We start from the raw sequence: 25779 nt of genomic DNA on the forward strand, positions 1-25779 counted from the left end.
ATCCCAAAGGACAAGACCATGGCACTCGCGCTTCGACCCGAGGACTTCTACCACACCGGCATCGTCGTGCCCGACCTCGAAGCCGCGATGGCCCGGCTCAGCGCGCTAGCCGGCTACCGATGGATCACGCCGCTGACCTACACGCTGCCCTTCCGTACCGCGACCGAAACACGCGAGCTCACGTCGACATTCGTCTACTCCCTGCAGAGCCCGCATCTCGAACTCATCCAAGAGGTTCCCGATAGCCCGTGGAAGGCGGCGCCCGGCAACTCCGCTCATCACCTCGGCTACTTCACCGACGACCTCGCCGGCAGCGCCGAGATGCTGGAGGCCAACGGCTTCACCTTCGAAGCCACCGCCGACGTCTCACCCCCGGACCTTGCGCTGTTCGCGTACTACGTCGACTCCTTCGGCACCCGCATCGAAATCGTCGACCGCGCACTCTTTCCCGACTTCGCCGCGTTCCTGCAGTCGGCGGCGGCTCCGGTCCAGGCCTGAGGATCGATCATGGTGCTGACCGTGCTGCGCTTCAACTTTGGCTCGCCGCAGGGCGAGCCGAGGACGCAGAGCAGAATCTTGTCCGCCGCACTCGAACTGGCGCAGTGGGGCGAATCCCACGGCATCACCACGGTCAGCGTCGACGAGCACCACGCGACCGGCCACGGATGGAGCTGCAATCCGATCATGGCGGCGGCGATGTTCTTGGCGCGAACGACGACCCTGATCGCCAGCGTGGACTGCGCGCTCGGCCCGTTGTGGAATCCCGTCCGGCTGGCCGAGGACATCGCGCTGGTCGACAACATGAGCCGGGGAAGGCTACATACCACGGTGGGGCTGGGCTACCGAACCGTCGAATACGACGCGCTGGCGGTGGATTTCGGCCGGCGGGGCGAGCTGATGGACGGCCTGATCGAGCGGATGCTGTCGGTGTGGTCCGGCCGCGATCCGGACTCAGGAATCTGCACCGGCACCTGGACCCGGCCGCACCCACCGCTGTATATCGGCGGGGGAGCGCGTGCCACCGCGCGGCGGGCCGCGCGTTTCCGGCTGCCGCTCAGCCTGGCCGACCACCTGCCCGACATCGCTGCCTACTATCGCGAGCTGTGTTCCAACGTCGGCCTCACGCCATTCGTCATCATGCCCGGGCCCGTCAACCGCGGCATGATCTACCTGCACGAGGATCCGGACCGGGCGTGGGCGGAACTCGGCGAGCACATCCTCTGGGAGGCAGTGACTTACGGCGAATGGGCAACCGACCATCGTTCACTCATGCACCTGCCGGGAGTCCGGACGCTGGACGAGGTGAAGGCGTCGGGACGATACCGATTCCTGACTCCCGAGCAGCTCATCGCCGAAGTCCGCGAGGCCGAGCACTACGGGCCGTTGGTGATGCATCCCCTGGTGGGCGGCATGCCCGTCGACGAAGCGTGGAAGTCGGTTCAGCTCCTCACCGACGTGGTCCTGCCAGCGCTCGGCTAAGTCTTTCGTCGCGATTGAAGGCCCCGCGGGCGGGTATACCAGGGCGAAGCGCTAATTCAACGGGCGCTCAATAGAGAGGAGCATGCTGTGATCATCCTGGGCATCATTCTCTTGATCATCGGTTACTTCACGAGCCTGTCAATTCTGTACACGATCGGCGGCATCCTGGTGGTCATCGGTGTGATCTTGTGGATCCTCGGTGCGGTCGGGCGCCCGGTAGCCGGTCGAAAGGTCTGGTTCTAGCCGCAGACCGCCCGATCAGCGCTTCCAACGGGGAGACTTGACCGCTTCCAACGCTTCGGCAACGCAGCGGTCAAGCGGTCTACTTCTGCTGGCTTGACGAACCCAATGCTGAAAGGCGAAATCGGCTGCGGCAAAGGCCAGCTGGACCAGCAGGCCGGGACGGATATCGTCGTCGGGATCCGCACCCATGCGTTGGCCGATCAGCTTGGCGGCCCGTTCCTTGTCGACGGGCGTATGGATCGTCGCCTTGCTTAGCAGTCCGCGAGCAACCAGCAGCGCGTCGCGCCACTCCTCGATGTCGGCCTGGTCGAACGAGTGGATGCGCGCAATGATGGCGTTGATCAGCGCTACATCCGGCGACTCTGCGGCCGGGCGCTGTTCGAGCAGGTTCACGATCGCGGCCCCACCGTGGCGAACCGGAGCAAGCAGCAGATCCTCTTTTGTTGGCACGTGCCGGAAGAAGGTGCGCGGCGAAACGCCTGCAGCGGTGGCGATTTCCTCCGTCGTCACGGCCTCGTAGCCACGCTCGACGAAAAGCCGGAACGCGGCCCGCCTGATGTCGGCCCGGACCTGTGCGCGCTGTCGGTCGCGCAGCGACTCTTTCATCGGAAGCTGCCGATACCACCGTCGACGTGAATGGTTTGTCCGGTGATGAATGTGGCGTCGCTGCTGAGTAGGAACGCCACCAGCGCGCCCACGTCGGTGCGCACGTCTCCGATGCGCTTCATCGGAACGCGTCCCACCGCCTTCGCGTAATCGTCGGGCGCGTATTGCTTCCACAGTTTGACGCCGTCGGACTCGGCGAAGGGACAGATGACGTTGACGCGGATGTTGTCGCGCCCCCATTCCAGGGCGGCGACCTTCGACAGTCCCCGGATGCCCTCCTTGGCGGCGGCGTATCCACCCCACTTGGGTTCGCCCCCGGTGCCCGTTCCCGAGCCGAGGTTCACGATCGACCCGCCGCCGGCCTCGACCATTACCGGGTGCACGGCCTGCATGAGCAGAAACGTCGCGCGCGGGCCGACGTCGTAGCCGAGGGCCAGGTCCGCGGTGGTGATGTCGACGAATGCCTTGGGCTCGTTTGTGGCGATGGCGTTGTTGACCAGGCCATGCACGGCACCGAAGGCGTCGACCGCGGCCGCCACGATCCGCTGGGCGTTGTCCGGATCGCGCAGATCGGCGACCAACTTCTCGACCCGGCCCGTGGCCCGCAGCTCGTCCGTTGTCGCGCTCAGGACATCGGCTTGAATGTCGACCAGCAGCACCGCCGCACCGCGTTCGAGCAGTGCGGCGGCGATGCCCTTGCCCACGCCCTGCGCGGCACCGGTGACGATCGCGACGTGGCCGCGCATCGACTCGGGATGGGTGTAGGTCACGTCGCGGGCCCCATCCGCAGCGGCACGCCCCGGTGCATCTCGTACGTGCTGCGCGCGCCACCGGGCAGCTCGATGAACTCCACCGGCGTTCCGTCCGGGTCATTGACGAAAAACATTCGTACTCCGCCTATTTCGAACGGCTGCTGCTCGGGCGTGTAGCCCGCCGCGGTGATGCGACGGTGGGCGTCGTCGAGGTCCGGGACGGAGAGCGAGACGTTGTGGATGCCCGTGATGCGTTGGCGCGCAGGCTGGTCGGCGGGCGGCTTGGCGCCGAGCGAGAGCAGCTCGACCATCAATCCGCCCAGCAATCCGCCCACCACCCGGCCCTCTTGCTTTCGCTTGGCATGCAGGACGGCGTCGAATGGTTCTCCGGAGATGAGGGTCTCGAACACGACCTCCATGCCGATCACATCGCGGTAGAACGCCAGCGACCGGTCCATGTCGGTCACCCCGATCACGAGGTGGCAGAACGACACATCGTCCAGGACGCTGGATGTCATAGCGGCGCAGCAACTTTGGGGGTGGGGCGTCCGGCGAACAGCGGCAGGTCGAGATAGGTCTTGATGCCGGGGCCGGCGGCACAGACGTCGGGAATGGCGTTGACGCAGTGGTTGGCGGTGGCGACGACACCGGGGTTTCGTTTCAGTCCTTCGGCGATGGATGGCGGTTGCAGACCCTTGAAGGTCAGGGACACCGTGGGGTCTCCGGTGATCTCGACCTCGAAGCGTTCGCCGAGCCCGCCGAAATTCCAGTCCGGTTCCAGGTTGTCTTCACCCATCAGCCAGTTGACGGCCGCGGTGATGACCGGCTCGCCGTCGGCGATCGCTTGCCAGCGGAATCGGCGTGCGGCCACGGTTCCCGCGGTGATCGGAAACGGGTCGTAGTCGATGTCGGCGGTCGCGACGGCGATTTCCTGGACGGTCCTGATGTTGGGATCGATGCGAAAACCCATGTGCTCGGCCACCATTCGCACCGACATCTTGAAGCCCGCTTCGAGCAGGGTGGCCATGGGCCCTTGCATCGCTTCCTCTGGGGTGCCGCCGAAGCCCATGATGTGGCGCACGACGTCCGGGGCGTTGTAGGTGCGGATGTCGGAGAATTCCTCGGCGCGCACATGGGTGACCGCCGACGACAGTCCGGACAGCATCAGCGGGAATCGCTCCGTTATGCCGCCGGGATGGATGCCGGACCCGTGCAGCGTCACCCCACCCTCGACCGCGGCCTCGGCGATCGCCTTGACGGCCGGGTTGTCGAGGTCGGGATATACCCAACCGACCGGCGTGACCACATTCTTCCCCGACCGCAGAATCGCGACGACCTCGTCGTCGTTCGGGATCAGCGGGCTGTACACGACGCAGTCGGCGTCGAGGGCCAGCACCTCGTCGGCGCTGGAGGTGGCCGCGACGCCGAGATCGTCGGTTCCGATGATCCGGCCGACGTCGACGCCGTCCTTTTCCGGGCTGTGCACCCAGCAACCGACCAGCTCGAGCTGCGGATGGTTGACGACGCATTCAATGGCGGCCTTGCCGACACCTCCAGTCGCCCACTGGATGACGCGAAGCTTGCTCATGGCTTACCTCCCCGGACGCCTTTACATCGCACCAATGAGATGGCACGGTATGACTACCTGGCAGTGACTGTCAATAAGGAAGGTAGGCCGGTGGGCGTTCTCGACGGCAAGGTTGCGATCGTCACCGGGACCAGCCGCGGTGTCGGCGTCGGGATCGCGCATGAACTGCTGCGCGCCGGTGCCACCGTTGTCGGCTGCTCGCGCTCGCCGCTGGACACCATCCCCGACGTCGAGTCCGGCTGGGCGGCCCGAGCTTCGCAACGAGTGTGCGACCAAGGTGACTACCACTCGATCGACTCTCTCGTCGCCGACGTCGTGGCGACCCACGGCCGAATCGACATCCTGGTGAACAACGCCGGCGGCACCGTCCCGGCGCCGCATGTGGAGAGCATTCCCGAACTCGTCCAACGCATTCAGGGCGCGCCGCGAAGCGACGACGACTTCGAGCGCACGGCGCTGTTCCACGCCTACGCGGTGCAGATGAACCTCATCAGCCCGCTGTGGTTCGCCATCCGGGTGTACCGGCAGATGGCCACCCAGGACGGCATTGGCTGCATCATCAACATTTCCAGCGGCGCCGGGCATCCGGCGGGATCTCCGACGTTGGTCTCCTATGGCGCGGCCAAGAGCGGGCTCAACCACCTCACGCGATCGCTGGCCGAGGAGTGGGGACCCAAGGTCCGCGTCAACTGCGTCGCGCTGGGCCCGACGATGACCGAGAACTTCCGGTCGTTCGTGCTGCCCAAAGACGATCCGACGGGCGAAAAGTACTTCGCCGCCGTCCCATTGCGTCGCGCGGGGGAACCGGCGGAGGTGGGTCGCGTGTGCGTCTTTCTCGCGAGCGGGGACGCGGACTTCGTCAACGGCACGACGATCGAGCACGACGGCGGCATGCTGCCCGGCGTGCTCTACGACGCCGGCCTGAAGACCATCACCGATCTGCTGTAAGCGACGCCGTTCAGCAACGGGTCCGGATGCCGGCAAGCAGCATCTCGAGAGCTCGGTCGAAATCGGCGGCCATCGTCGATCGTTGGCTTGTTTTCGCCAACGCGGCCATGTGCGGATGCTCGGCGCCGGCCAGCTCGCCGATTCGTTTGGCCGCAGCCGCATTGGATTGTTCACGGTCGGCTGTGGCGAATGGTCCGGCCAATTCCACTTGGGCAGAGCCCATTACGAGGCTGAGCACCGCTCGAAACGCGGCGAGCAGATCCAGGTCGCTCAAGCCTGCCCGGCCGAGGGATTCGATCAGTCGTTCGGCCGGCAGGTACCCCGCTGCGGATACCGTTCGGCGGGTGAGAACCAGCGGAGCCGCGTTGGGATGCTTGCGGACGGCCCGCCACATGGCGGCCGCGATGCCTTTGACGTCGGCAAGCCCATCGCTGGAGCGTCGAGGCAGCCGAACATCGGCGAGTACCGCCTCAGCGACGAGGCCTTCCAACTCCTCGCGGTCGTTGACGTAGTTGTAGAGCGTCATCGGTCCGGTGCCCAACGCGGTGGCCAGCGATCGCATGCTCAAGCTGGCCAGTCCGTCCCGGTCGACGAGCTCCATCGCCTTCGCCCGTACCTCGTCGAGAGTGAAGCGTGCCCGCATCTGGACCAGTCCTCCTCCACGCGATGCGTTGACACGTACATCGTACGTAAAGTACAAACGTACGGTGTACGTATTTTGCAAGGATCTCACATGACCGCCTCCCTGGACACCGCGAGGGTGTCATTCGTCTCGCACGGCACCCGCTGCGCGGGATGGCTGACCCTGCCGATTGGCCCAGGGCCCCATCCGGGCCTGGTGCTTGCTCACGGCCTCGGCGCCACCCATGGCATGCTGCTGGCGCAATACGAACAGCACTTCGCCGCGGCCGGTATCGCCACGCTGGCCTTTGACTACCGCCACACCGGTGAATCCGGCGGAGAGCCGCGTCAGCTATTCAGCATGAGGCGCCACCGGCAGGACGTCGAAGCGGCACTGAGTCATCTCCGGCTGGATAGCAGGATCGACGCCGGCCGGCTGGGCCTGTGGGGCACCAGCCTCGGTGCGCTGCACGTGCTGCACGCCGCGGCGCGCGGGGCCGACGTCTCGGCCGTGGTGGTGCAATGCCCGATCGTGCACGGCCCGGGAACGCTGCGCCGAAGCGGTGTGCGGCCCGCCATGCGGCTGACGCCCGCGATACTCGACGATGCGCTGCGCCGTATCCGCGGAGCGGGCCGAAAATATGTCCCGATTGTCGGCAGGCCCGGGAGCCTGGCAGCAGTGACCATCGCGGGCGCGTTGGAGGGTTGGTATTCCACCGTTCCGACTGGCTGTGAGTTCGACAACCGCATGGGCGCGGCGGACGTCGTCGGTATCGGGTTGGCCAGCGCAAAGCGCCAAGCCACGAAAATCGAAGCGCCGCTTCTCGTTTGCGTATCGCGGCGGGAGACTTTGATGGATCCTCGCCATGCCGAGGAAATCGCCGTGGTGGCACCGCGCGGGGTTGTTCGGCACTACGACGGCGATCACTTCCAGATCTACCATCCGCCGCTGTTGGACGCGTTGCTCGCCGACCAGGCCGTCTTTCTAAGGGAGCATTTGGGTGTCCGAGTCGGGTGATATGTTGCGGGACAACGACATAAGGCTCGCCGAATTTGCTCGCGGTATCACCCGGGCGCAGTGGGCCGAGCCAAGCCTATGCGCCGAGTGGACGAATCACGACGTGCTGGCCCACCTTGTCGTCGGGTACGGGGGTGGGCTGCGGTCGCTCGCCGTGGGCATGCTGCGGCACCGCGGCTCATTCGATGCCGCGAACACCGAACTGGCTTGCGCGATAGCGGCGCAACGTGATCCGGCCCTGTTGATCGACGACTTCGTTGCGCTGACGCGGCGACCGCAAGGAATCGGCCGCGTGTTCCCGCGGCGACTGCTCCTAGGCGATCACGTCATCCACGAACTCGACATCACTTATGCGTTGGGCAGAGAGTCGGCGGTGCCGATACCCACCGTCGTCGCCGTCCTCGATACCCAGGTTCACCTACCCAACCCGTTCGTCCCGGCGGCCGCACGTGCGCGCGGCCTCGATCTGAGGGCCACCGACGCGGCCTGGCGTCACAGTGCCGATGGGCCCACGGTTACGGGACAGGCCGCCCACCTGGCCTCGGTGCTCGCGGGCCGGCCTTGGGCGCTGCGACACCTCAACGGCGACGGGGTTGCTGCACTTGCTTCTCGTATCTGATCGCGCAGTGACGCCGTTGTATTGCCCGCTATCGTCTGTGCATGAGCAGCCTGGAGCCCACTCCCGAACAGTTCGCCGCGCTCACCGCGCGGCCGCCGGACGAACCCGTGGTAATGGTCAACCTGCTGAAGTTCAAGGCCGACGGTGGCCTCGAGCACTACGCGCAGTACGGCCGTGAGGTCACGCCGCACCTCGAACGCGTCGGCGCCACGGTGCTCTACGCGGGAGGCGCGCCGGCGGCGGTCATCGGCGACGGCGAACGGCCTTGGTGGGACGCGATTCTCGTCGTCCAATACCCGTCGCCCCAGGCGTTTATCGACATGGTGACAACCCAGGAGTACGCCAAGATCCACGAACATCGTGCTGCGGGTTTGGAGCGCGGGGACCTGATCGCGACGTCGGCGTGGTCCGTCGCGTCGGAGTGATCGCCTAGGGCGCTGGCGGGTTACTTCCCCGTGGGGGTCTAATTGGTGGATGGAACTGATGATGCCCACCGATTCGGTGTTTCTGCTGGGGGAATCCCGTGAGCACCCCATGCACGTCGGGGGCCTGGCACTATACGAGCCGCCGGCCGGCGCCGATCAGGGCTTCGTCCGCGAGTTCTACGACCAGCTGGTCGCGCAGCAGGATTTCCAGCCCACATTTCTCAAGCGTCCCGCAACCTTCTTCGGCGGCATCGCGAATCTCGCGTGGACCTACGACAACGACCTCGACATCGACTACCACGTCCGGCGCTCGGCGCTGCCGTCCCCGGGGCGGGTTCGGGACCTGCTCGAGCTGACCTCGCTACTCCACAGCAGCCTGCTCGATCGCCACCGTCCGCTGTGGGAGGCGTATGTGATCGAGGGCCTCAAGGACGGCCGCTTCGCGGTCTACACCAAGATGCATCATGCGCTCATCGACGGAGTTTCGGCCTTGAAGCTGATGCAACGCTCGCTGTCGCCCGACCCCGACGATCGCGAGATCCGGGCGCCATGGGGCCTGCTCAAACCCAAACGCAAGTCCGTCCCGTCGTCGCCGTTGAGCTCACTGAAGCGGACGGCGGGAGGTGTTGCCGCACTGGCTCCTTCGACGGTGTCGCTGGCTCGCGCGGCGCTGTTCGAGCAGCGGGTGACGCTGCCGTTCGGGGCCCCGCGCACCATGTTGAACGTCAAGATCGGGGGCGCCCGGCGGTGCGCCGCGCAGTCGTGGTCGGTGGACCGGATCAAGAACGTCAAGAAGGCCGCGGGCGTGACCCTCAACGATGTGGTCCTGACGATGTGCTCTGGGGCGCTGCGCTACTACCTGCTCGAGCAGAACGCGCTGCCGGACACGCCGCTGGTCGCGATGGTTCCGGTGAGCCTGCGGAAGGAACACGAGGCCGACGCCGGCGGCAACCTCGTCGGAGCCATCCTGTGCAACCTCGCCACCGACATCGAGGATCCCGCCAGGCGGCTGGAGATCGTCAGCGAGTCGATGCGCAACAACAAGCAGGTGTTCTCCGAACTGCCCCGGTTCCAGGCGCTGGCCCTGTCCGCGATGAATATGGGTTCGCTGGCCCTGGCAGCGGTTCCGGGTTGGGTGTCCTCTACGTCGCCGCCCTTCAACCTGGTCATATCGAACGTGCCGGGACCCCACGAGCAGCTGTATTACGGGGGCGCGCGGCTGGACGGCAGCTATCCGCTATCCGCGATCGTGGACGGCCAGGCGCTGAACATCACCCTGGTCAGCAACGGCGCCAATCTCGATTTCGGTTTGACCGGATGCAGGCGCAGCGTGCCGCACCTGCAGCGCCTGCTCGCCCACTTGGAGTCGTCGCTCAAAGACCTGGAACGCGCCGTCGGGGTCTGAGTAGTAGTCGATGCCGAAACTCTCCGCCGGTGTGCTGTTGTACCGGGTTAGCGACGGCGTCGTCGAGGTTCTGATCGTGCATCCCGGTGGCCCGTTTTGGGCGCGTAAGGACGACGGGGCGTGGTCGATCCCGAAGGGTGAGTACACCGACGGCGAGGATCCCTGGACGGTCGCGCAGCGGGAATTCTCCGAGGAGCTCGGACTGCTGGCGCCGGCGGGGCCGCGCGTCGACTTCGGTCGGCTCAAACAGCCCAGCGGCAAGGTGGTTACGGCCTTCGGTGTGCGGGCCGATCTCGACGTTACCGATACGCGCAGCAACACCTTCGAACTCGAGTGGCCGAAGGGCTCGGGCAAGTTGCGGGAGTTTCCCGAGGTCGATCGTGTCGGCTGGTTCCCGGTGACGCAGGCCCGCACCAAGCTACTCAAGGGGCAGCGGCCGTTACTGGATCGATTGATGACCCTGCCCGAGTTGGCGGGCTTGGACGAAGGGACCTGAAATGCAGACGGTGCGGACACCCGGCGAGCGATTCGAGAATCTGCCCGAATTCCCTTATGCCCCAAGGTATTGCGACATCCCCGACGGTGACGGCGGTACGCTGCGGATCGCCTGGGTCGAAGACGGCCCGGAGAGCGCCGACCCCGTTCTGATGCTGCACGGAGAGCCGTCGTGGTCTTACCTGTACCGCAAGATGATTCCGATACTCGGTGCCGCCGGGTATCGCGTCGTGTGCCCCGACCTGGTCGGGTTCGGCCGGTCGGACAAGCCGACCCGCCGCGCGGACCACAGCTACGCACGCCACGTCGAGTGGATGCGGGCGCTGGCCTTCGACGTGCTGGACCTCCGCAACGTGACCCTGGTCGGCCAGGATTGGGGCGGCCTGATCGGATTGCGTTTGGCCGCAGAGCATCCCGACCGGTTTTCCCGCCTGGTCGTCGCCAACACCGGCCTGCCCGACGGCGAGCAGCCGCTACCCGAGGTCTGGTGGCGCTTTCGCGAAGCCATCACGACGGCGCCGGAGCTGAACATCGGCGCGTTCGTCCAGAGTGGCTGTCGCCGCCCGATGAGCGACGAGGTTCGCGCGGGCTACGACGCGCCGTTTCCCGACGACGAGTATTGCGCGGCACCGCGCGCCATGCCCGGCCTGGTGCCCACCGCACCTGACGATCCCGCGGCCGCTGCCAACAAAGTGGCCTGGGCGAAGCTGTCGGTGAGCCCGACGCCGATGCTGGTCGCGTTCAGCGACAGCGACCCGATCACCGGGCCGATGGGCGAGATCTTTCGGCATGCGATGCGCGGCGCGCAGGGTATCGACCATCCGCTGATTCGCGACGCCGGACATTTCTTGCAAGAGGACGCGGGCGAAGAGCTCGCCAACCACATCGTGGAATTCTTGGGCCGCTAGGGCTTTTCGGGTTTCAGCGCTCCCACGGCGCGCTTTCGTCCATCTTCTTGTAGTACTTCGCCAGGTGGCTTCGGACCCGGTCGATGTCGCTCTTGGGCAAGTCGATGCCGCCCCGCGCGCCGTCCATTATCGCGCCGGCGATCATCACCCCTCGCGGTACCGCTTTGAGCTTGCCGCCGATGACATCGGCGAACAGCAGCTTGTACCCGGTGAAGTTGTCTTTGTTGCCGCTGTCGTACCAGATGTGGGCATCGCGGTACTTCTGGTTCGGTTTGTCTTCCGCGCCGGCCCACTTCCGGACCCGCTTTTCGGCGGCGCCGCCGTCCCACTTGCGGTCGCGGTCGGCCAGCGGCAGATCCTTGAACGCTGTTACAGACATGTAGGTCGCGTGCCCGCCGCGCCTTGGGGCTAAACCCTGGGTTGCTCGGTTATCCACAGTTGGCGCTTCATCCACAGATGGGCTTCTGGGCGTGGCGGATCGTCGGGACTCTTCGCTACATTCGAAAGTATGTTCGATTGCGCGTTGCCGGATATTGACGAGCTGGCGCACGCCGATGATGCGGCGTTGGCGCTGGCCATCACCGAGTGCGCGCGGGTCGAGGCGGCCGCCGCCGCGCGCCGGCTCGCGGCCATCGGCGAGTTGGTGGGGCGCCACGCCATCGGGCCAACCGACTGTGCCTACTGGTCGTGTGACAACTGGGATGCGATAGCCGCCGAAGTCGCTGCGGCCCAAGGCATTAGCCACAGCATGGCATCGGGTCAGATGTATCAGGCCGTCGCGTTGCGTGACCGGGTGCCACAAGTGGCGGCCCTGTTCGCCGAGGGCAAGATCAGCGCCCGGCTCGCGGCGACGATCGTGTGGCGCACCGACCTCATCAAAGATCCGGAGACGATGCGGATGGTCGATGCGACGCTGGTCGAGGGCGCCGCGACATTCGGGCCGATGTCGGTCAATAAGACGGCGCAAGCCATCGATTACGTCGTGGACCGTTACGACCCCGGTGCCTTGCGCCGTACCCGTGCCAGCGCCCGCGGCCGCGAGGTGGTGATCACCCCGGCCGACGATCAGTCGGGCACCGCGCATCTGTGGGGTTCTCTGTATGAGAGTGACGCGGCCGTCTTGGACCGGCGGCTGGACCAGATGGCCCATGACGTATGCCATGACGATCCGCGCACCGTCGCCCAGCGCCGCGCCGACGCACTGGGGGCCCTGGCCGCCGGGGCGGACCGGCTCGCGTGCGGCTGTGGGAACACGGACTGCCCTGCCGGCGCGGACGGCAACGAGCGGGCGAGGAGCGTCGTCGTCCACGTCGTCGCCGACGCGGCTGCCGTCGCGCACGATAACCCCGAGCCCGCCCTTCCGGCGGAACCCAAACCGCGCGCGGGGCGGCTCACCAACGGCGGCTTGATCCCCCCGACGGTGCTGGCCGAGCTGATCCGCGGCGGCGCAAAGGTCCGGCCCGTGCGCCATCCCGGCGACGCTGCGCCCGAGCCGGGTTACCGCCCCTCGGCCGAGCTGGAGCGATTCATCCGGTGCCGCGATATGACGTGTCGGTTCCCGGGCTGCGACCGACCCGCCGAGTTCACCGATATCGACCACACCGTGCCGTATCCGATGGGGCCGACGCACCCGTCGAACCTGAAGTGCCTCTGTAGAAAACACCACCTCTTGAAGACTTTTTGGACGGGCTGGCGCGACGAGCAGCGGCCGGATGGCACCGTCGTCTGGACATCTCCCGCCGGGCAGACCTACACCACCCGCCCGGGCAGTCGCCTGCTGTTTCCCATCCTCTGCTTGCCCACCGGCGAATTACCGACTGCCCCAACGACATATCGGCCGATCGGCGATCGCGGGCTGATGATGCTCGTGCGCCGGCGAACCCGGGAGCAGGACCGCAGGCGGCGCATCGATGCCGAACGCGCGCTCAATGCCCGAGGCCCGGAACGATGTCGCCCAGACTGAAGGTGACCGGCTGTTCGAGTTGTTCGTAGGTGCACGACCGCGGATCGCGGTCGAGGCGCCACCGATTGAATTGCGCCGTGTGGCGGAACCGTTGGCCTTCCATGTGGTCGTAGCGCACCTCGACGACCCGCTCGGGCCGCAGCGGGACGAACGACAGATCCTTGCCGGCGTTCCAGCGGGAGAACTCGTTCTTGCGCGGCGTGCGCTCGCCGGCTTCGTGCGCCGCCCAGTTCCAGGGATGGTCGTCGAAGCGGGTGACCAGCGGCTGCAACTCGGAAAACAGCCGCCGCCGCTCGGCCATCGGGAAGGCGCCGATGACCCCGACCGACGCCAGCTGACCGTCGTCCTGATACAACCCGAGCAGCAGCGAACCGATCGCGTCGCCACCGGACTTGTGGACTCGATACCCGGCGACTACGCAGTCCGCGGTCCGCTCGTGCTTGATCTTGAACATGACGCGCTTGTCCGGCTGATAGGTGATCGCCAGCGGCTTGGCGACGACGCCGTCCAGGCCCGCGCCCTCGAATTCCTCGAACCATTGCTCTGCGGTCCCCAGATCGGTGGTGGCCGGCGTGACGTGAAACGCGGGCCCGGAATCGGCCAACGCGTCGACGAGGGCCGCGCGCCGCTCTTCGAACGGACGCTGCGTGTAGTCGTCATCGCCGACGGCGAGCAGATCGAACGCGATGAACGACGCCGGCGTCTTCTCGGCGAGCATCCGCACCCGCGAATCGGCCGGATGGATGCGCTGCTGCAGCGCCTCGAAGTCCAGGCCGTGGTCGGTGGCGATGACGATCTCGCCGTCGATCACGCAGCGCCCCGGCAGCTCGGCCTGTGCCGCCGCGACCAGCTCGGGGAAGTAGCGGGTCATCGGGCGCTCGTTCCGGCTGCCCAGCTCCACCTGATCCTGGTCGCGGAAACAAATGGACCTGAACCCATCCCACTTGGGCTCATACGACGCATCCGGCGGGATCGACCGCACCGACTTGGCCAGCATGGGCGAGATCGGCGGCATCACGGGCAAGTCCATTGGTTCATTGTGGCCTGCGGCATGTTGGAATCGTGGTGTGGCCGCACCAGCAGAAGAGGTCGACGTCGACGGCATCGCGGTTCGGCTGACCAATCCGGACAAGGTGTATTTCCCCCAACTCGGGTCGAACGGCACCAAGCGGCGGCTCGTCGAGTACTACGGCGCCGTGGCGCGCGGGCCGATGCTGGACACGCTGCGGAACCGGCCCACCCACCTGCAGCGCTTCCCGGACGGCATCGACGGCGAGGAGATCTATCAGAAGCGGGTGCCACTGCATCATCCCGACTACCTCGAGACCTGCCGGGTGACGTTCCCGTCGGGACGAACCGCCGACGCGTTGAAGGTGACCCACCCGGCGGCGATCGTGTGGGCCGCGCAGATGGGCACCGTCACGCTGCACCCATGGCAGGTGCGCTGCCCCGACACCGAGCACCCCGACGAGCTGCGCATCGATCTAGACCCACAACCCGGCGTCGCCTTCGAGCAGGCCCGCACGGTGGCGGTCGACGTGCTGCGCCCGCTGCTCGACGAGCTCGGGCTGATCGGTTATCCCAAGACGTCCGGGGGCCGCGGGATCCACGTATTCCTTCGCATCGCCACGGAGTGGGACTTCATTCAAGTGCGCCGGGCGGGCATCGCGCTGGCCCGTGAGGTCGAGCGTCGCGCGCCGGACGCGGTCACCACCTCGTGGTGGAAGGAGGAGCGCGGCGAGCGCATCTTCATCGACTTCAACCAAAACGCCCGCGACCGAACCATGGCGTCGGCCTACTCGGTGCGGCGCACCCCGATCGCGACCGTCTCGACGCCGCTGACGTGGGACGAGCTGGCCGGCGCCCAGCCCGACGACTACACGATGGCGACCGTGCCCGATCTCGTCGCCGGCCGCGACGAGCCTTGGGCCGCAATGGATTCGGTCGCCCAATCCATTGCGCCGCTGCTGGAAATGGTCAAGGCCGACGAACGACGCGGCCTCGGCGACATGCCCTACCCGCCGAATTACCCGAAAATGCAGGGCGAACCGAAACGCGTTCAGCCGAGCCGTGACACGGATCGGAAGGACCAGCGAAACTAGAGCCGATCGGCTGCAAATGCCGCGGCCTGGTTGGTCATCCCGGACTGAACATACAAAACGTGTGCGGTCGGGTTTCTGCCTTCGGAGCAGATCGGATCGTTGGGAACGCACAGGTCAATCGTCTTGGGGCGGTAGGGCGGGCTGATCGACGGAAGTCGGCCGCCCCCAAGGGTTCTCGCGAAGTTACTTTCTGGATTACCGAAGACGGCGACCGCAGCGACATGACTCGCTGCCTGTGGCGGCAGGTTGTCGGTGGTCATATCGATCACGCCCGCACCTTGCGAGTACCCGCCGAGCACGATTCTGGTGTTGGGACAGTTCGCAACCGTTGATTGGACATGACCGCCCGCATCGCCGGCCCCCGCCAATGAACTCCGCACGAAATCGTCGGTGGCGGGGTAGTTGACCGCGTACACGCCGACGGACCGTCCCCCCGCACGCGACCTAAGGGAATCCACGAATGCCTGGCCGACACCCCCGACGCCGGGTGGTTCGTTGGTGCCGCGAGCGAATACCACCTCGACGTCGGGACACGCGCCGGCGAAAGCGTAGCGGGTATCGATGAACGCGCTCAGCGGCGTCCATGTGATCACCACCGCCGCACACAGAATGCGAGCGATGTTTCGTGCGCGCATTGCCAAATGCCGTATCGCTGCAATTCGTTGGGACCGAATCAAAGTGTAGTCGGTCCGGTCGGGCCAGCTAGGCCCAAGTCCCTTTGCGCCGGTGAGCCAGCGCCCAGGCTTCCATGATCAGCTTAAAAATGGATGGCCGCACCAGCCGGTTGAGCTTATGGAAGCGGCGGAAATCCTCGAATGCCGTTCGGAAATCCTGTTCGCTTGCGCGGTACTCCTCGTAAACGCGTTCCAATGCAGACTCATCCCAGGACTCATTCCTCGCGGCAGCGCCCAAGGTTTCGTAGACGGTGGAAATCCAGTCCGTGCCGAACGAGTCTGTGACCGGGCCGCAGTGTCGCTGTCGACGAAGATCGTCTTGGAGGAACTCCTCGATTGCGCCGTCCTTGTCCCGGGCATCGAGGTCGATGGCAAGCGCCGCGGAAATCCGCTTTACTTCCCGGCGCCAATCAGCGAGGAGGTTGGCGTAATCGACGAATACTCGCGGCATGCCGCGCGTGTGTCTTTCGGCCACCAGATTGAATTTCAGCCACAAGGCACTCGATAGCTCCGCCGAGGCTCCACTACTTGCCGCCACCGAGGCGATGACTTCCTGCGGATGGCGCACCGCGATCACGGTCACGACGTCAAATCCGGCCTGACGTGCCGCGTCGAACCACACACTGGACAGCACCGTGATCCGCGGGTCCTTGATCAACACCAGCGGCGCGGCCGGCAACGTGGTCAAAAACGCCCGGATCTTGGCGATGCAGGCGGCCTTCGCTTCGGCATCGAACGGCCCGTCTTCGTGCAGGCGCAGTGTCGGGTCGAACATTGTGCTGCCGTGGCGCCGCAGGATTGTTTCGTTGAGGTAGTTGGCCGCGCGCGGCTCCCAATGGCCGACCGGATTGTCCGCCATGGCGCCCACCAGCTTGCCGGGCAGTGCACCACCGCACAGTGAGAGAACCCGCGTGAGCGCCGACGTTCCGGATCGGTTGATCCCCAACACGAACAGAATGACCGAGCGGGGCGCAGGCCCGCTCTGCGCGGCGACTGTGGTCAACTCCCGGCTTTGCATTAAGCGTGGCCGCCCGGCAGTGGCGAGCCGATTGCGGCCAATCCGATAGCCGCTCGCATGAAAACCGCGCGGAACAACATTTGCCCACAAGCCTCGTGTTTGGTGCCGCTGTGCCTATTTGTCTTGTATGGCGTAAAAATTGCGAGGATCACTTTCCTCGGCGAACGGTGGCCGCCCCTCAGCGGTGCGATTGGGACGGCCACCCTCGATCCAGCTACCGCACGCCGAAGTTAAAAGCCCGGCGGGTGCGGCGCTCCAGGCGGTGGCGGCCCATCCGGGCCAGGCGGCGGCGCTGGCGCAAACGGCCCAGCCGGACCACCAGGCCCGTGCGGTGGCAGCCAAGGTTGGCCGGGCCCCGGCGGTGGGGGCGGGGGATCCGCACTGGCTATCCCAATACCGAAGCCCGCCGCGGTTATGCCAAGGGCACCCGCGAGCAAGGAACCAGCGATTACCTGTTTGATCTTCATGTTCGGCTGTTACTCCTATCTGCTTGTCGGTCCAACTGGCGCGGGCTGGGACGCGCTTGGCGGCGGTCCAGCCGGCGGAAGGCCGGGCTCCGGCAGGTTCGGGCGCCCCGCCGGCGGGGGCGGTGCGAAGGCCGGCCCGGGCGGTGGTGGGCCCCAGCCCGGTGGGATTGCCCACGCCGGTGGTGGCGGTGGCGGTGGCATGCCGAAGGGACCGGGCGGGGGTCCCCAGGCCAACGGAAGCAACAGCGCGGTCAGGATCGCCCCTACGATCAGGCCGCCGACGCCTGCGCCGACCGCGACGCCGACGGGGTGCCGTTGCGCGACGGACGGTGCGGGCGCAGAGCCCCTCGGCGCCTCGGGTGTGTGTAACGGTTGATCGTCGGCCATGGCTTCCTCCCGGTGTGTCGAATCGTTGCGATGCGGGCGAAGCTAAGAAGCGAATCTGAAGCCAACCTGAAGACATCGCGCAGGAGCCCGGTTTCTTCAGGTGGATTTCAGGAAGCGGCCGAGAATGAGGGCATGAAACATATATCCCGCCCAGGCGCAGGGGCCCGCGTGCTGGTCGTGGAGGACTCAGAGACGATCCGCGAAATGGTGCGGGAGGCGCTGACCGACGTCGGTTACGTCACCGCGGCCCGCACAGACGGGGCGGGACTGGAAGATGTCCTGGAAGGATTTCGTCCCGACCTGGTGGTCCTGGACGTGATGATGCCCGGGCGCGACGGTTTCGCGTTGATCGATGTCATCCGCGACTGGGGCGACGCCGGCATCGTGTTGCTCACCGCCCGTGACGGGCTGCCCGACCGGCTGCGCGGGCTCGACGGCGGCGCCGACGATTACGTGGTCAAACCCTTCGAACTCGCCGAGGTGATCTCGCGTGTCGGCGCGGTGCTGCGCCGCCGCGGCCGGCTACCCGCCGTTATCCAATGCGGCGACCTGACGTTGGACCTCGGCGCCTCGGTCGCCGCTCGGGCGGGATCGCCCCTGGACCTGACCGCCACCGAACTGCGGCTGCTCGGGTTCCTGGTCGAGCAGCGCGGCCGCATCGTGAGTACCGGGCAGATCCTGACCGCCCTCTGGGGCTATGACGCCTACGACGCCAACCTGGTGCATGTCCACGTCAGCGGACTGCGCCGCAAACTGGAGGCGCACGGACCCCGCATCCTGCAGACGGTGCGCGGCATCGGCTACCGCCTGCAACCATTCCGGCAATGAGTGACCGACGCGCCGCGGCCCCGGCGCAGACCCGCACGCCCTCGTTGCACCGGCGGGTAGCTCTGATGGTCCTCGGTGTGCTCGGCGTCCTTTTGCTGGTGCTGGGCCTCACCATCGACCTGCTGCTCGGGGCGCAGACCCGCCGCGATCTCCACGATCGGCTGATGGCCACCGCCGCCCGCGCCGACGCGTTGGCCGCCGCCAATGTCCCGCCCGATCGCCTGGTGGCACAGCTCGAGGGCGGAGGAATCCGCGCGCTGCTCGTCGCCGCGGACGGAACCACTTACGGTGACCACGCCATCCAACCCGACACGACCAGCGGACCCACGGAACCTCCGCCTCCGCCGCCGCCACCGGGTTGGCCGGCACCACCATTGGGCTGGCCGCCGCCACCACCGGGCTGGCCGCCGCCACCACCGGGCTGGCCGCCGCCACCACCGGTCGCGCCACCCGACGCCACCGCCACCGTGGTGGTGCACCCACTGACATCGGGCGGCCGGGTAATCCTGGTCGCGGACACCACCCAAACCACCGCGCTGATCCGACGGCTGCGCGAAGTCCTGGTGGCCGGCGGCCTGATCACGCTGATGGTGGCCGGTCTGCTGGTCACCGCCGTCTCCCGCGCCGCCCTGCGACCTCTGGATCGGCTTACCTCCGTGGCACGATCGATCACCAGCGGCGACCGCGGCAGGCGACTGCGACCCGACCGCGTCGGCACCGAACTCGGCCGCGCGGCAGCGGCTTTCGACGGCATGCTCGACGCGTTGGAAGCATCCGAACAGCGCACTCGCCAGTTCCTGGCAGATGCTGCCCACGAACTGCGCACACCCATCGCCGGAATCGGCGTCGCTGCCGAACAACTGATGGGGGCCGCCGCCCAAGGCGGCGAAGATGCTCGCGCGAAAGCCCAATACCGCCGCGCAGCAATGCTTTTAGCCGAATCCCAACGAGCCGGTCGACTGGTCGCCGACATGCTGGATCTGAGCCGCATCGACGCCGGGGTGACACTGGACCTCTCCGACACCGATCTCGTCGAGATCGCCGAAGCCGAATGCGAGCGAGTGGCCGTGCTCTCTCCGGACATCGCCATCACGCGCACCGGTGAGCCGAGTGTGCCCGTGCGCGCCGACCGGACCCGCGTTGCCCAGATCGTGTCGAATCTCGTCGACAATGCCCGCCGACACACCCCATCCGGCGGGCACATCGTGATCGACGTGTGCAGGGCTGGGCCGGACGTCGAGTTGACCGTCACCGATTCGGGCTCCGGGATCGCAGACTCCGACCGTGAGCGGATCTTTGACCGGCTTGTCCGTCTGGACCTAGCCCGCGATCGCGACCACGGCGGCGCCGGGCTCGGCCTGCCCATCGCCCGGGCACTGGCGCGCGCTCATCACGGAGATCTCGTCTGCGTGCCCAACGATCGAGGGGCGCGGTTCCGGCTCACCTTGCCGCCGCATCCCGGAGCGCCATAAGCAGGGCTGCTCAGTCACACGTCGTCGCGACGGCCGGACATGCAAAACAACAGATTTGCGAACACGACGGGCTGGCTCACCTGCATGGCCACGGTCACCACGTCATAGTCGGGGAACGAGGACACCCCGGCCCCGGGCATCGCTTTCAATACGGCAGCCCAATGTGCTTGATCGTCGTTGTTGGTGGCGGCGTATAGCTTCATGTCTGACGCGCAGAAGGGATAGAGCTCGCCGGCGGCGACAGCTTCGGCGATTGCCGTCGCGACGCCTGGCTTTTCTGTCATCCGGTAGTCATCCAGGCTGATCACACCTCGCGGGCCGGCGTGCTTTGCGACGAGCTTGATGTCGCCCCTGGCGCGCTGATAGCTGTGGCCCCCGTCGACGTGCATGAAACGCAACGACGGGAGCTCGGTCAATTGCGCAGAATCACAGATTCTGACGTCGAGTTGTCGTCGACTGTGAAACTGATCCCAGTTGCGGCAGAACGTCTCGACGGCCAGACCGCCATAGGGTTCCCGGTCCTCGACGGGAATGTCCTCCTGCGACATCACCTTTTCGAACAGATCGCACGCGATGAGGCGCTCATCGGGACGCAGACCGCAACCCATCAAAATGGCAGATTTACCCTGGTAGACCCCGATCTCGAGCATGTCCCCCTCGACTCCGTCGTCCAGCTGGTGGCCCAGGATGAAGTCGAACAGCATGAAGTCGGCGGGGTAGAAGAAGCCGGGAATCTGTGCGGACGCGCGCGCGTATCGTGCGGCGGTCTCGAGCTTCAGCATTGCTGCCAGAGTACAACTCGGCGCTGGTGAAACAAGTTCTCGCAGAGATCTTTTGGGCGAGAACGGCTCCGCACGATGCGCAGCGATGGCTGCCAGAGCACCGCTGCGTTACATTTGCCGCGATGAAATTTGCGCTGGCAACCTTGGGAAGTCGAGGCGATGCCGAGCCGTACGCAGCCGTCGGTCGGGAGCTGCAGCGTCGAGGTCACGAAGTGCGCATGGCGGTCCCGCCCGCCTATCTTGACTTTGTCGAATCGGCCGGGCTTGCCGCGGTTCCCCACGGCGCGAACTTGGTCCGCAAATTCGCGCCGATGCCGAATCCGATCAGCATGATGTGGGAAATCTTGCGGGATGTCACCCAATATTGGCCGGAGGTGGGTACGGCACTGACGTCGCTGGCAGACGGGGCCGATCTGCTGCTGGCGGACCCAAGCCAACAGGGACTGGCCGCCAATGTGGGGGAGTACTACGACATTCCGCTGGCTACCCTGCACTTCTACCCGATCGAGCCCGGCGGTCCGGGCATAACCAAAGACGCGGAGGACGCCCACCGGCGGGAACTTGGCCTGCCGGAGGAAACACGACCCTCGCACTGGCTGGAGATCCAGGCCTATGACGAGCTGTTCTTTCCGGGGCTGGCCGCCGAATGGGCAAAGCGCGGCCTCCGGCGGCCTTTCGTTGGCGGGCTCACGCTGGAGTTGCCGGTGGATGTCGACGACGAGGTCGCCTCGTGGATTGACGCGGGCACACCGCCGATCTACTTCGGCTTCGGCAGCGTCCGAGTCGCGTCACCCGATGACGCGGTCGCGATGATCAGCGCGGCCTGCGCGGAGCTAGGTGAGCGGGCGTTGATTTGCAGTGGCGCAAGCGATTTCACCGAGTCGCAAGCCGAGCACGTCAAGGTTGTCGACGCGGTGAACCACTCGGCCGTCTTTCCCGCTTGCCGCGCGGTCGTCCACCACGGGGGCCCCGGCACCACGTTCGCGGGCATCCGGGCCGGAGCCCCGACGCTAATCCTCTGGGTCTCGGTCGATCAGCCGATGTGGGGTGCCGCGGTCAGCCGACTGGAAGCCGGGATGGCGCGCACCTTCTTCGAGACCACGCAGAAGTCGCTGGTCGCAGACCTGCGGTCCATCCTCACTCCGCACTGCGTCAGTCGAACCCGTGAGGTCGCCGCCCAGATGACCACACCCGCCGAAAGCGTCACCGCCGCTGCCGATCTGCTGGAAGACGCCGCCCGCCTGGGGCGCCGTCCCTAGCCCGGCGGATGAGGTGCGCCGGGTGCCGGCGGTCCCAGCGGGCCGGACGGGCCCGGCGATCTCGCCTGCCTACCCAACGATCCGGGTGCGCGCTTCCAGCTCACCTTGCCGCTCGAACAGCGGGGTGTGGCTGGCCAGAACCGCGATGAGCGCCCCGACCACACCCGCGGCCGGCGCGACCATTGACGGCCCGGAGAGCACGAAGTAGCCGAACGCGACGCCGACGGAGAGTAAGGCCACGCGCATGGGCGTCCAGTGGGCTGTCGAAGGCAGTTGGAACGAAAGGCGAATGCCCAGCAGCAGCGCGAGGATGTGACCGAAGGCGGTGAAGTCGGCTCCCAGGGCCGCGATCATCGCGACGCCGAGCCACCAACCGACCCAGGCTGCGCGCCAGCGCGACGGTATCGATGCCGTCAGCGCTCCCAGAACACACACCGCGCCGTAGCTGACCCCCACGTCGCTGGCCCGCGCCACCGACATCGGCAGCCATCCCGCCTTGAGCGCGGCGGCCAAACCTATCGCGACGAACAGCGTGGCGCCGATATGACCGACCGTGAACGCGAGGACCAAACCCCTGCTGCGCCAAATCAATTCGCCCAGGGCTAGCAGGCACACCAGGCCCGGTAACCAGAGGTAGACCTCATCGCTGCCGTCGACGAAGGCGCTGCCGACCAAGGTGCCCATGTGGCCGTGCCGCAAATTGTGCAGGTTGGTACTCATGCGGCTCACGGCGGCCTCGCGCGCATGCGGACCGAGCATCGTCAGCGTAAGAGAGACCCCGGCCAGCAATGCCGCATACGCGGCGGTGACGCGAAATCGCGCGGCACTCGACGCGGTGAGCGCAACCGTCGCCTGCATACAACAACAATGCTGGTTGGCCGCAAGATCGGCCACGTTCTTAACGAAGCTTTCACACGCGTGTGATTAATCTTCACAGATTGTCGTGGGGCTCTTGACGAGGCAAGCGTGATGCTGCTAAACAGGGCCTGCGCGGTAAATTTGGGCGATCGCCCAAAAGGCCAGGCGGAGGTTGACACGGACGTTTACTACGACCCCTACGACACCGGCATCAACGCCGACCCGTATCCGACCTATGCGCGGCTGCGCGACGAGGCGCCGATCTACTACAACGAGCGCTACGACTTCTGGGCCATATCAAGGCATTCCGACGTCGAACGGGCATTGGCCAACTGGGAGGTCTTCTCCAACCGACGCAGCGACATCCTCGAGTTGATCCAGTCGAAATTCGACATGCCCGGCGGGGTCATGATGTTCCAGGATCCGCCCGAGCACACGGCGTTGCGCGGGCTGATGTCGCGGGTGTTCACCCCGCGCCGGATGGCCGAAATCGAAGACCAGATCCGCGCCTACTGCATCCGCTGCCTGGATCCGCTCGTCGGATCGGAAGGATTCGACATCATCGCCGAGCTCGCGTCGATGATGCCGATGCGGGTGATCGGCATGCTGTTGGGAATTCCCGAGTCCGAGCAGATCTCGGTCCGGGACGCCAACGATGCCAATCTGCGGACCAAGCCGGGCGCGCCGCTGAAGGTCGCCAACGCCGACTCCATCGCCGACGGCCGAATCTATGCCGACTATGTCGAGTGGCGATCGAAGAACCCGTCGGACGACCTGATGACGCAGCTACTCAACGTCGAGTTCGACGACGACCAGGGCGTGCACCGCAAGCTCACCCGCAAGGAGATATTGCACTACACCCAAGTGGTCGCGGGTGCGGGCAACGAGACGACGGGCCGGCTGATCGGCTGGCTGGCCAAGGTGCTCGCCGAGCATCCCGACCAACGTCGGGAGATCTACGAGGATCGGTCACTGCTGAACCGCACCGTCGACGAGACGCTGCGGTTCGAACCCACCGGCCCCCACGTCGCCCGTTGGATGGCAAAGGATTTCGATATATACGGCACCACCGTTCCGGCCGGCAGCGCGATGCTGCTGCTCTTCGGGGCGGCCAACCGCGACCCCCGCCGCTACACCGATCCGGACACGTTCAACATCCACCGCGACAACATCTCGCACATCACCTTCGGCAAGGGCGTCCACTACTGCCTGGGCGCCAACCTGGCCCGGCTGGAGGGGCGCGTCGCGCTCGACGAGATGCTCAATCGCTGGCCCGAATGGGACATCGACTACGACACAGCGGAATTGGCGCCGACGTCGACGGTTCGCGGCTGGGAGCGGCTGCGGGTGGTGCTGCACTGAGATCAGCCGCGGCGCGGCTTCGGTGTCGGCATCTCGTACCGGTCCAGCAGGCGGTTGACGAGCGCGACGGCCTCGTCGTGACCCCCGGAAGTGCCGAGCGCCTGCTCCAATATGAGCATGCGGCCGATCGACGCAATGACGACCGCGATGCCCGCCGGAGGGAATTCCCTTGTGTCAAGACCATGTTCGCGGACGACGAAGTTCAGTGCGGTGATTTGCATGTCACGCCACCGCTCCTGCCACGCCGCGATCTCAGCCCTGATCTCTTTGCGGTGGTTGGCCAGGCCCATGAATTCCAGCAGCAGTCGCGTGTCCTTGGGCCCGATCAGGGTGTCCCACAAGGCGTGTAGGGGCCGGTCGGAGGCCAACGCCTGCTTTTGCCGCTCGAGATACGCGGCCGCGCCGCGGCGGAACACGTCCAGGTATAGCTCGTCCATCGTGGGGAAGTAGTAGTGCACCAACGCCGGTTTGACGCCGGCTTCGGCCGCGACCCGCCGCGAGGTAGCCGCGGCATAGCCCTCGTCGACCATGATCCGACTCGTCGCGTCGATCAGCATGTCGCGAGTGGTGGAGTCGCGCGTCTTGGGTCGTTCTGATGCGGTCACGGACCTACCTTCATTGAGCGATTGCCCAAATCGCGTCTCCGCCATGCTCGCATTCCCGGTTGCCGCGGTCAAGGAGCGTGCGCCCCGCGTCCGCGCTTGACCATCGCGCGCGTGGGGTGATAGGCAGGTGAGGCCAACCGGCCTGAGCGATCGCTCAGCTTCGCGAAGGGTGAGAATTTGAGCGTCAAGACAGCGGTCGTGACCGGCGGCGCGTCGGGCATTGGCCGTGCCGTCGCGGAACGGTTGCGCCGCGACGGATTTCGGGTGGCCGTCATCGATCTGTCGCCCACCGACGACGGGCCCGGCCACGTTGCCGACGTCACCGACCGCAGGCAGGTCGACGCCGCGATATCGGCGATCCGCGACAAGTTCGGCCCAATCCTGGTGCTGGTCAACGCCGCCGGGGTGGAGGGCTTCAAGAAGTTCTTGACGATGTCCTTCCAGGAATGGTCCAGAGTGATCGACGTCAACCTCAACGGCGTCTTCCACACCATCCAGGCCGTGCTGCCCGACATGGTCGAGGCCGGCTGGGGACGCATCGTCAACATCTCGTCGTCCAGCACGCACTCCGGGCAGCCGTTCATGGCCCACTATGTGGCGGCCAAGTCGGCGGTGAACGGGCTGACCAAGTCGTTGGCACTGGAATACGGGCCCAGCGGGATCACCGTCAACGCCGTGCCGCCGGGGTTCATCGACACACCGATGCTGCGCAGCGCCGAGAGCCGGCATCTGCTCGGCGGCACGGTGGAGGACCACATCGATCGCACACCGGTGCGGCGCGTGGGCAAGCCCGAGGACATCGCCGCGGCGTGCGCGTTCTTTGCCTCCGAGGAAGCCGGCTACATCACCGGACAGATTCTCGGCGTCAACGGTGGTCGCAACACCTGACCCTAGG

At 66.3% G+C, this 25779-nt stretch carries 29 protein-coding genes; 17 read left to right on the top strand and 12 right to left on the bottom strand.

The window, feature by feature from the left end:
* Nucleotides 1-18 precede the first annotated feature (18 nt).
* The 3 genes from ACQI5H_RS14815 (at nucleotide 19) to ACQI5H_RS14825 (ending at nucleotide 1722) form a co-directional block, all read left to right on the top strand.
* Nucleotides 19-498, top strand: a complete 480-nt coding sequence (locus tag ACQI5H_RS14815) for a VOC family protein (protein ID WP_427080104.1) — start codon at nucleotides 19-21, stop codon at nucleotides 496-498.
* A 9-nt stretch (nucleotides 499-507) separates the two neighbouring features.
* Nucleotides 508-1479 carry an LLM class flavin-dependent oxidoreductase gene (locus tag ACQI5H_RS14820; RefSeq protein ID WP_427080105.1) on the top strand — a complete coding sequence of 324 codons (972 nt, stop codon included), beginning with the start codon at nucleotides 508-510 and terminating at the stop codon, nucleotides 1477-1479.
* Between the two features lie 87 nt (nucleotides 1480-1566).
* Complete coding sequence (locus tag ACQI5H_RS14825) at nucleotides 1567-1722, top strand: hypothetical protein (RefSeq protein WP_427080106.1); 156 nt, start codon at nucleotides 1567-1569, stop codon at nucleotides 1720-1722.
* A 15-nt stretch (nucleotides 1723-1737) separates the two neighbouring features.
* Here ACQI5H_RS14825 and ACQI5H_RS14830 read toward each other — a convergent pair whose 3' ends face one another.
* The 4 genes from ACQI5H_RS14830 to ACQI5H_RS14845 are packed head-to-tail and all read right to left on the bottom strand — an operon-like array spanning nucleotide 1738 to nucleotide 4668.
* Nucleotides 1738-2328 (bottom strand): TetR/AcrR family transcriptional regulator, encoded by a 591-nt coding sequence (locus ACQI5H_RS14830; protein WP_427080107.1) that lies wholly within the window; start codon nucleotides 2326-2328, stop codon nucleotides 1738-1740.
* The gene (locus tag ACQI5H_RS14835; protein WP_427080108.1) at nucleotides 2325-3098 is read right to left on the bottom strand and encodes an SDR family NAD(P)-dependent oxidoreductase; all 774 of its coding nucleotides are present in this window, start codon (nucleotides 3096-3098) and stop codon (nucleotides 2325-2327) included. The genes ACQI5H_RS14830 and ACQI5H_RS14835 overlap by 4 nt, the downstream gene beginning before the upstream one ends.
* Nucleotides 3095-3598, bottom strand: a complete 504-nt coding sequence (locus tag ACQI5H_RS14840) for a VOC family protein (protein WP_427080109.1) — start codon at nucleotides 3596-3598, stop codon at nucleotides 3095-3097. Before ACQI5H_RS14840 ends, ACQI5H_RS14835 begins: the two co-directional genes overlap by 4 nt.
* On the bottom strand, nucleotides 3595-4668 hold the full coding sequence (locus ACQI5H_RS14845; protein WP_427080110.1) for a dihydrodipicolinate reductase: 1074 nt from the start codon (nucleotides 4666-4668) through the stop codon (nucleotides 3595-3597). Before ACQI5H_RS14845 ends, ACQI5H_RS14840 begins: the two co-directional genes overlap by 4 nt.
* 90 nt (nucleotides 4669-4758) lie before the next feature.
* On the opposite strand from ACQI5H_RS14845, the gene ACQI5H_RS14850 reads away from it, so the two are divergent.
* A complete protein-coding gene (locus tag ACQI5H_RS14850; protein ID WP_427080111.1) occupies nucleotides 4759-5616 on the top strand; it encodes an SDR family NAD(P)-dependent oxidoreductase in 858 nt (285 codons plus the stop codon).
* A gap of 10 nt (nucleotides 5617-5626) precedes the next feature.
* Here ACQI5H_RS14850 and ACQI5H_RS14855 read toward each other — a convergent pair whose 3' ends face one another.
* The gene (locus ACQI5H_RS14855) at nucleotides 5627-6259 is read right to left on the bottom strand and encodes a TetR/AcrR family transcriptional regulator (protein WP_427080112.1); all 633 of its coding nucleotides are present in this window, start codon (nucleotides 6257-6259) and stop codon (nucleotides 5627-5629) included.
* Nucleotides 6260-6349: 90 nt separating this feature from the next.
* Here ACQI5H_RS14855 and ACQI5H_RS14860 point away from each other — a divergent pair, with 90 nt between their 5' ends.
* The 6 genes from ACQI5H_RS14860 to ACQI5H_RS14885 are packed head-to-tail and all read left to right on the top strand — an operon-like array spanning nucleotide 6350 to nucleotide 11107.
* Entirely contained in the window at nucleotides 6350-7255 is a 906-nt protein-coding gene (locus tag ACQI5H_RS14860; protein WP_427080113.1) for an alpha/beta hydrolase, read from the top strand.
* A complete protein-coding gene (locus ACQI5H_RS14865) occupies nucleotides 7239-7874 on the top strand; it encodes a maleylpyruvate isomerase family mycothiol-dependent enzyme (protein ID WP_427080114.1) in 636 nt (211 codons plus the stop codon). Before ACQI5H_RS14860 ends, ACQI5H_RS14865 begins: the two co-directional genes overlap by 17 nt.
* A 41-nt stretch (nucleotides 7875-7915) precedes the next feature.
* Nucleotides 7916-8299, top strand: a complete 384-nt coding sequence (locus ACQI5H_RS14870) for a DUF1330 domain-containing protein (RefSeq protein ID WP_427080115.1) — start codon at nucleotides 7916-7918, stop codon at nucleotides 8297-8299.
* Between the two features lie 49 nt (nucleotides 8300-8348).
* On the top strand, nucleotides 8349-9704 hold the full coding sequence (locus ACQI5H_RS14875; protein ID WP_427080116.1) for a WS/DGAT/MGAT family O-acyltransferase: 1356 nt from the start codon (nucleotides 8349-8351) through the stop codon (nucleotides 9702-9704).
* A 10-nt stretch (nucleotides 9705-9714) separates the two neighbouring features.
* On the top strand, nucleotides 9715-10200 hold the full coding sequence (locus ACQI5H_RS14880; RefSeq protein WP_427080117.1) for an NUDIX domain-containing protein: 486 nt from the start codon (nucleotides 9715-9717) through the stop codon (nucleotides 10198-10200).
* A 1-nt stretch (nucleotide 10201) separates the two neighbouring features.
* Complete coding sequence (locus ACQI5H_RS14885; protein WP_427080118.1) at nucleotides 10202-11107, top strand: haloalkane dehalogenase; 906 nt, start codon at nucleotides 10202-10204, stop codon at nucleotides 11105-11107.
* A gap of 13 nt (nucleotides 11108-11120) precedes the next feature.
* Here the strand turns inward: ACQI5H_RS14885 and ACQI5H_RS14890 are convergent, their stop codons facing one another.
* Nucleotides 11121-11486 (bottom strand): hypothetical protein, encoded by a 366-nt coding sequence (locus ACQI5H_RS14890; RefSeq protein ID WP_427080119.1) that lies wholly within the window; start codon nucleotides 11484-11486, stop codon nucleotides 11121-11123.
* Between the two features lie 129 nt (nucleotides 11487-11615).
* On the opposite strand from ACQI5H_RS14890, the gene ACQI5H_RS14895 reads away from it, so the two are divergent.
* Nucleotides 11616-13070 (top strand): DUF222 domain-containing protein, encoded by a 1455-nt coding sequence (locus tag ACQI5H_RS14895; protein WP_427080120.1) that lies wholly within the window; start codon nucleotides 11616-11618, stop codon nucleotides 13068-13070.
* Here the strand turns inward: ACQI5H_RS14895 and ACQI5H_RS14900 are convergent.
* Nucleotides 13033-14100, bottom strand: coding sequence for an ATP-dependent DNA ligase (locus tag ACQI5H_RS14900; protein WP_427080121.1), 1068 nt, complete (start codon nucleotides 14098-14100; stop codon nucleotides 13033-13035). The two genes, ACQI5H_RS14895 and ACQI5H_RS14900, sit on opposite strands and share 38 nt — an antisense overlap.
* Before the next feature lie 37 nt (nucleotides 14101-14137).
* Here ACQI5H_RS14900 and ligD point away from each other — a divergent pair, with 37 nt between their 5' ends.
* Nucleotides 14138-15172, top strand: coding sequence for a non-homologous end-joining DNA ligase (gene ligD, locus ACQI5H_RS14905; protein ID WP_427080122.1), 1035 nt, complete (start codon nucleotides 14138-14140; stop codon nucleotides 15170-15172).
* Here the strand turns inward: ligD and ACQI5H_RS14910 are convergent.
* The gene (locus ACQI5H_RS14910) at nucleotides 15169-15807 is read right to left on the bottom strand and encodes a cutinase family protein (RefSeq protein ID WP_427080123.1); all 639 of its coding nucleotides are present in this window, start codon (nucleotides 15805-15807) and stop codon (nucleotides 15169-15171) included. The genes ligD and ACQI5H_RS14910 overlap by 4 nt on opposite strands.
* Before the next feature lie 67 nt (nucleotides 15808-15874).
* The gene (locus tag ACQI5H_RS14915) at nucleotides 15875-16864 is read right to left on the bottom strand and encodes a sulfotransferase family protein (RefSeq protein ID WP_427080194.1); all 990 of its coding nucleotides are present in this window, start codon (nucleotides 16862-16864) and stop codon (nucleotides 15875-15877) included.
* Nucleotides 16865-17850: 986 nt separating this feature from the next.
* On the opposite strand from ACQI5H_RS14915, the gene ACQI5H_RS14920 reads away from it, so the two are divergent.
* Both ACQI5H_RS14920 and ACQI5H_RS14925 read left to right on the top strand, forming a co-directional pair.
* A complete protein-coding gene (locus ACQI5H_RS14920; protein ID WP_427080124.1) occupies nucleotides 17851-18546 on the top strand; it encodes a response regulator transcription factor in 696 nt (231 codons plus the stop codon).
* Nucleotides 18543-20018, top strand: coding sequence for a sensor histidine kinase (locus ACQI5H_RS14925; protein WP_427080125.1), 1476 nt, complete (start codon nucleotides 18543-18545; stop codon nucleotides 20016-20018). The genes ACQI5H_RS14920 and ACQI5H_RS14925 overlap by 4 nt, the downstream gene beginning before the upstream one ends.
* Before the next feature lie 14 nt (nucleotides 20019-20032).
* On the opposite strand, the gene ACQI5H_RS14930 is transcribed toward ACQI5H_RS14925, so the two are convergent.
* A complete protein-coding gene (locus ACQI5H_RS14930; RefSeq protein WP_427080126.1) occupies nucleotides 20033-20800 on the bottom strand; it encodes a class I SAM-dependent methyltransferase in 768 nt (255 codons plus the stop codon).
* Between the two features lie 122 nt (nucleotides 20801-20922).
* Between ACQI5H_RS14930 and ACQI5H_RS14935 the strand changes: the two genes are divergently transcribed.
* On the top strand, nucleotides 20923-22059 hold the full coding sequence (locus ACQI5H_RS14935; RefSeq protein ID WP_427080127.1) for a glycosyltransferase: 1137 nt from the start codon (nucleotides 20923-20925) through the stop codon (nucleotides 22057-22059).
* A gap of 69 nt (nucleotides 22060-22128) precedes the next feature.
* Here ACQI5H_RS14935 and ACQI5H_RS14940 read toward each other — a convergent pair whose 3' ends face one another.
* Nucleotides 22129-22917 carry a rhomboid-like protein gene (locus tag ACQI5H_RS14940; protein ID WP_427080128.1) on the bottom strand — a complete coding sequence of 263 codons (789 nt, stop codon included), beginning with the start codon at nucleotides 22915-22917 and terminating at the stop codon, nucleotides 22129-22131.
* A gap of 111 nt (nucleotides 22918-23028) precedes the next feature.
* Between ACQI5H_RS14940 and ACQI5H_RS14945 the strand changes: the two genes are divergently transcribed.
* Nucleotides 23029-24279, top strand: a complete 1251-nt coding sequence (locus tag ACQI5H_RS14945) for a cytochrome P450 (RefSeq protein WP_427080129.1) — start codon at nucleotides 23029-23031, stop codon at nucleotides 24277-24279.
* 2 nt (nucleotides 24280-24281) lie between these two features.
* On the opposite strand, the gene ACQI5H_RS14950 is transcribed toward ACQI5H_RS14945, so the two are convergent.
* Nucleotides 24282-24836, bottom strand: coding sequence for a TetR/AcrR family transcriptional regulator (locus ACQI5H_RS14950; protein ID WP_427080195.1), 555 nt, complete (start codon nucleotides 24834-24836; stop codon nucleotides 24282-24284).
* 225 nt (nucleotides 24837-25061) lie between these two features.
* Here ACQI5H_RS14950 and ACQI5H_RS14955 point away from each other — a divergent pair, with 225 nt between their 5' ends.
* Entirely contained in the window at nucleotides 25062-25772 is a 711-nt protein-coding gene (locus ACQI5H_RS14955) for an SDR family NAD(P)-dependent oxidoreductase (RefSeq protein WP_427080130.1), read from the top strand.
* Nucleotides 25773-25779: the final 7 nt, after the last annotated feature.

It is taken from the genome of Mycobacterium heidelbergense, assembly GCF_050205645.1.
In the GTDB taxonomy this organism is placed as follows: domain Bacteria; phylum Actinomycetota; class Actinomycetes; order Mycobacteriales; family Mycobacteriaceae; genus Mycobacterium; species Mycobacterium heidelbergense_A.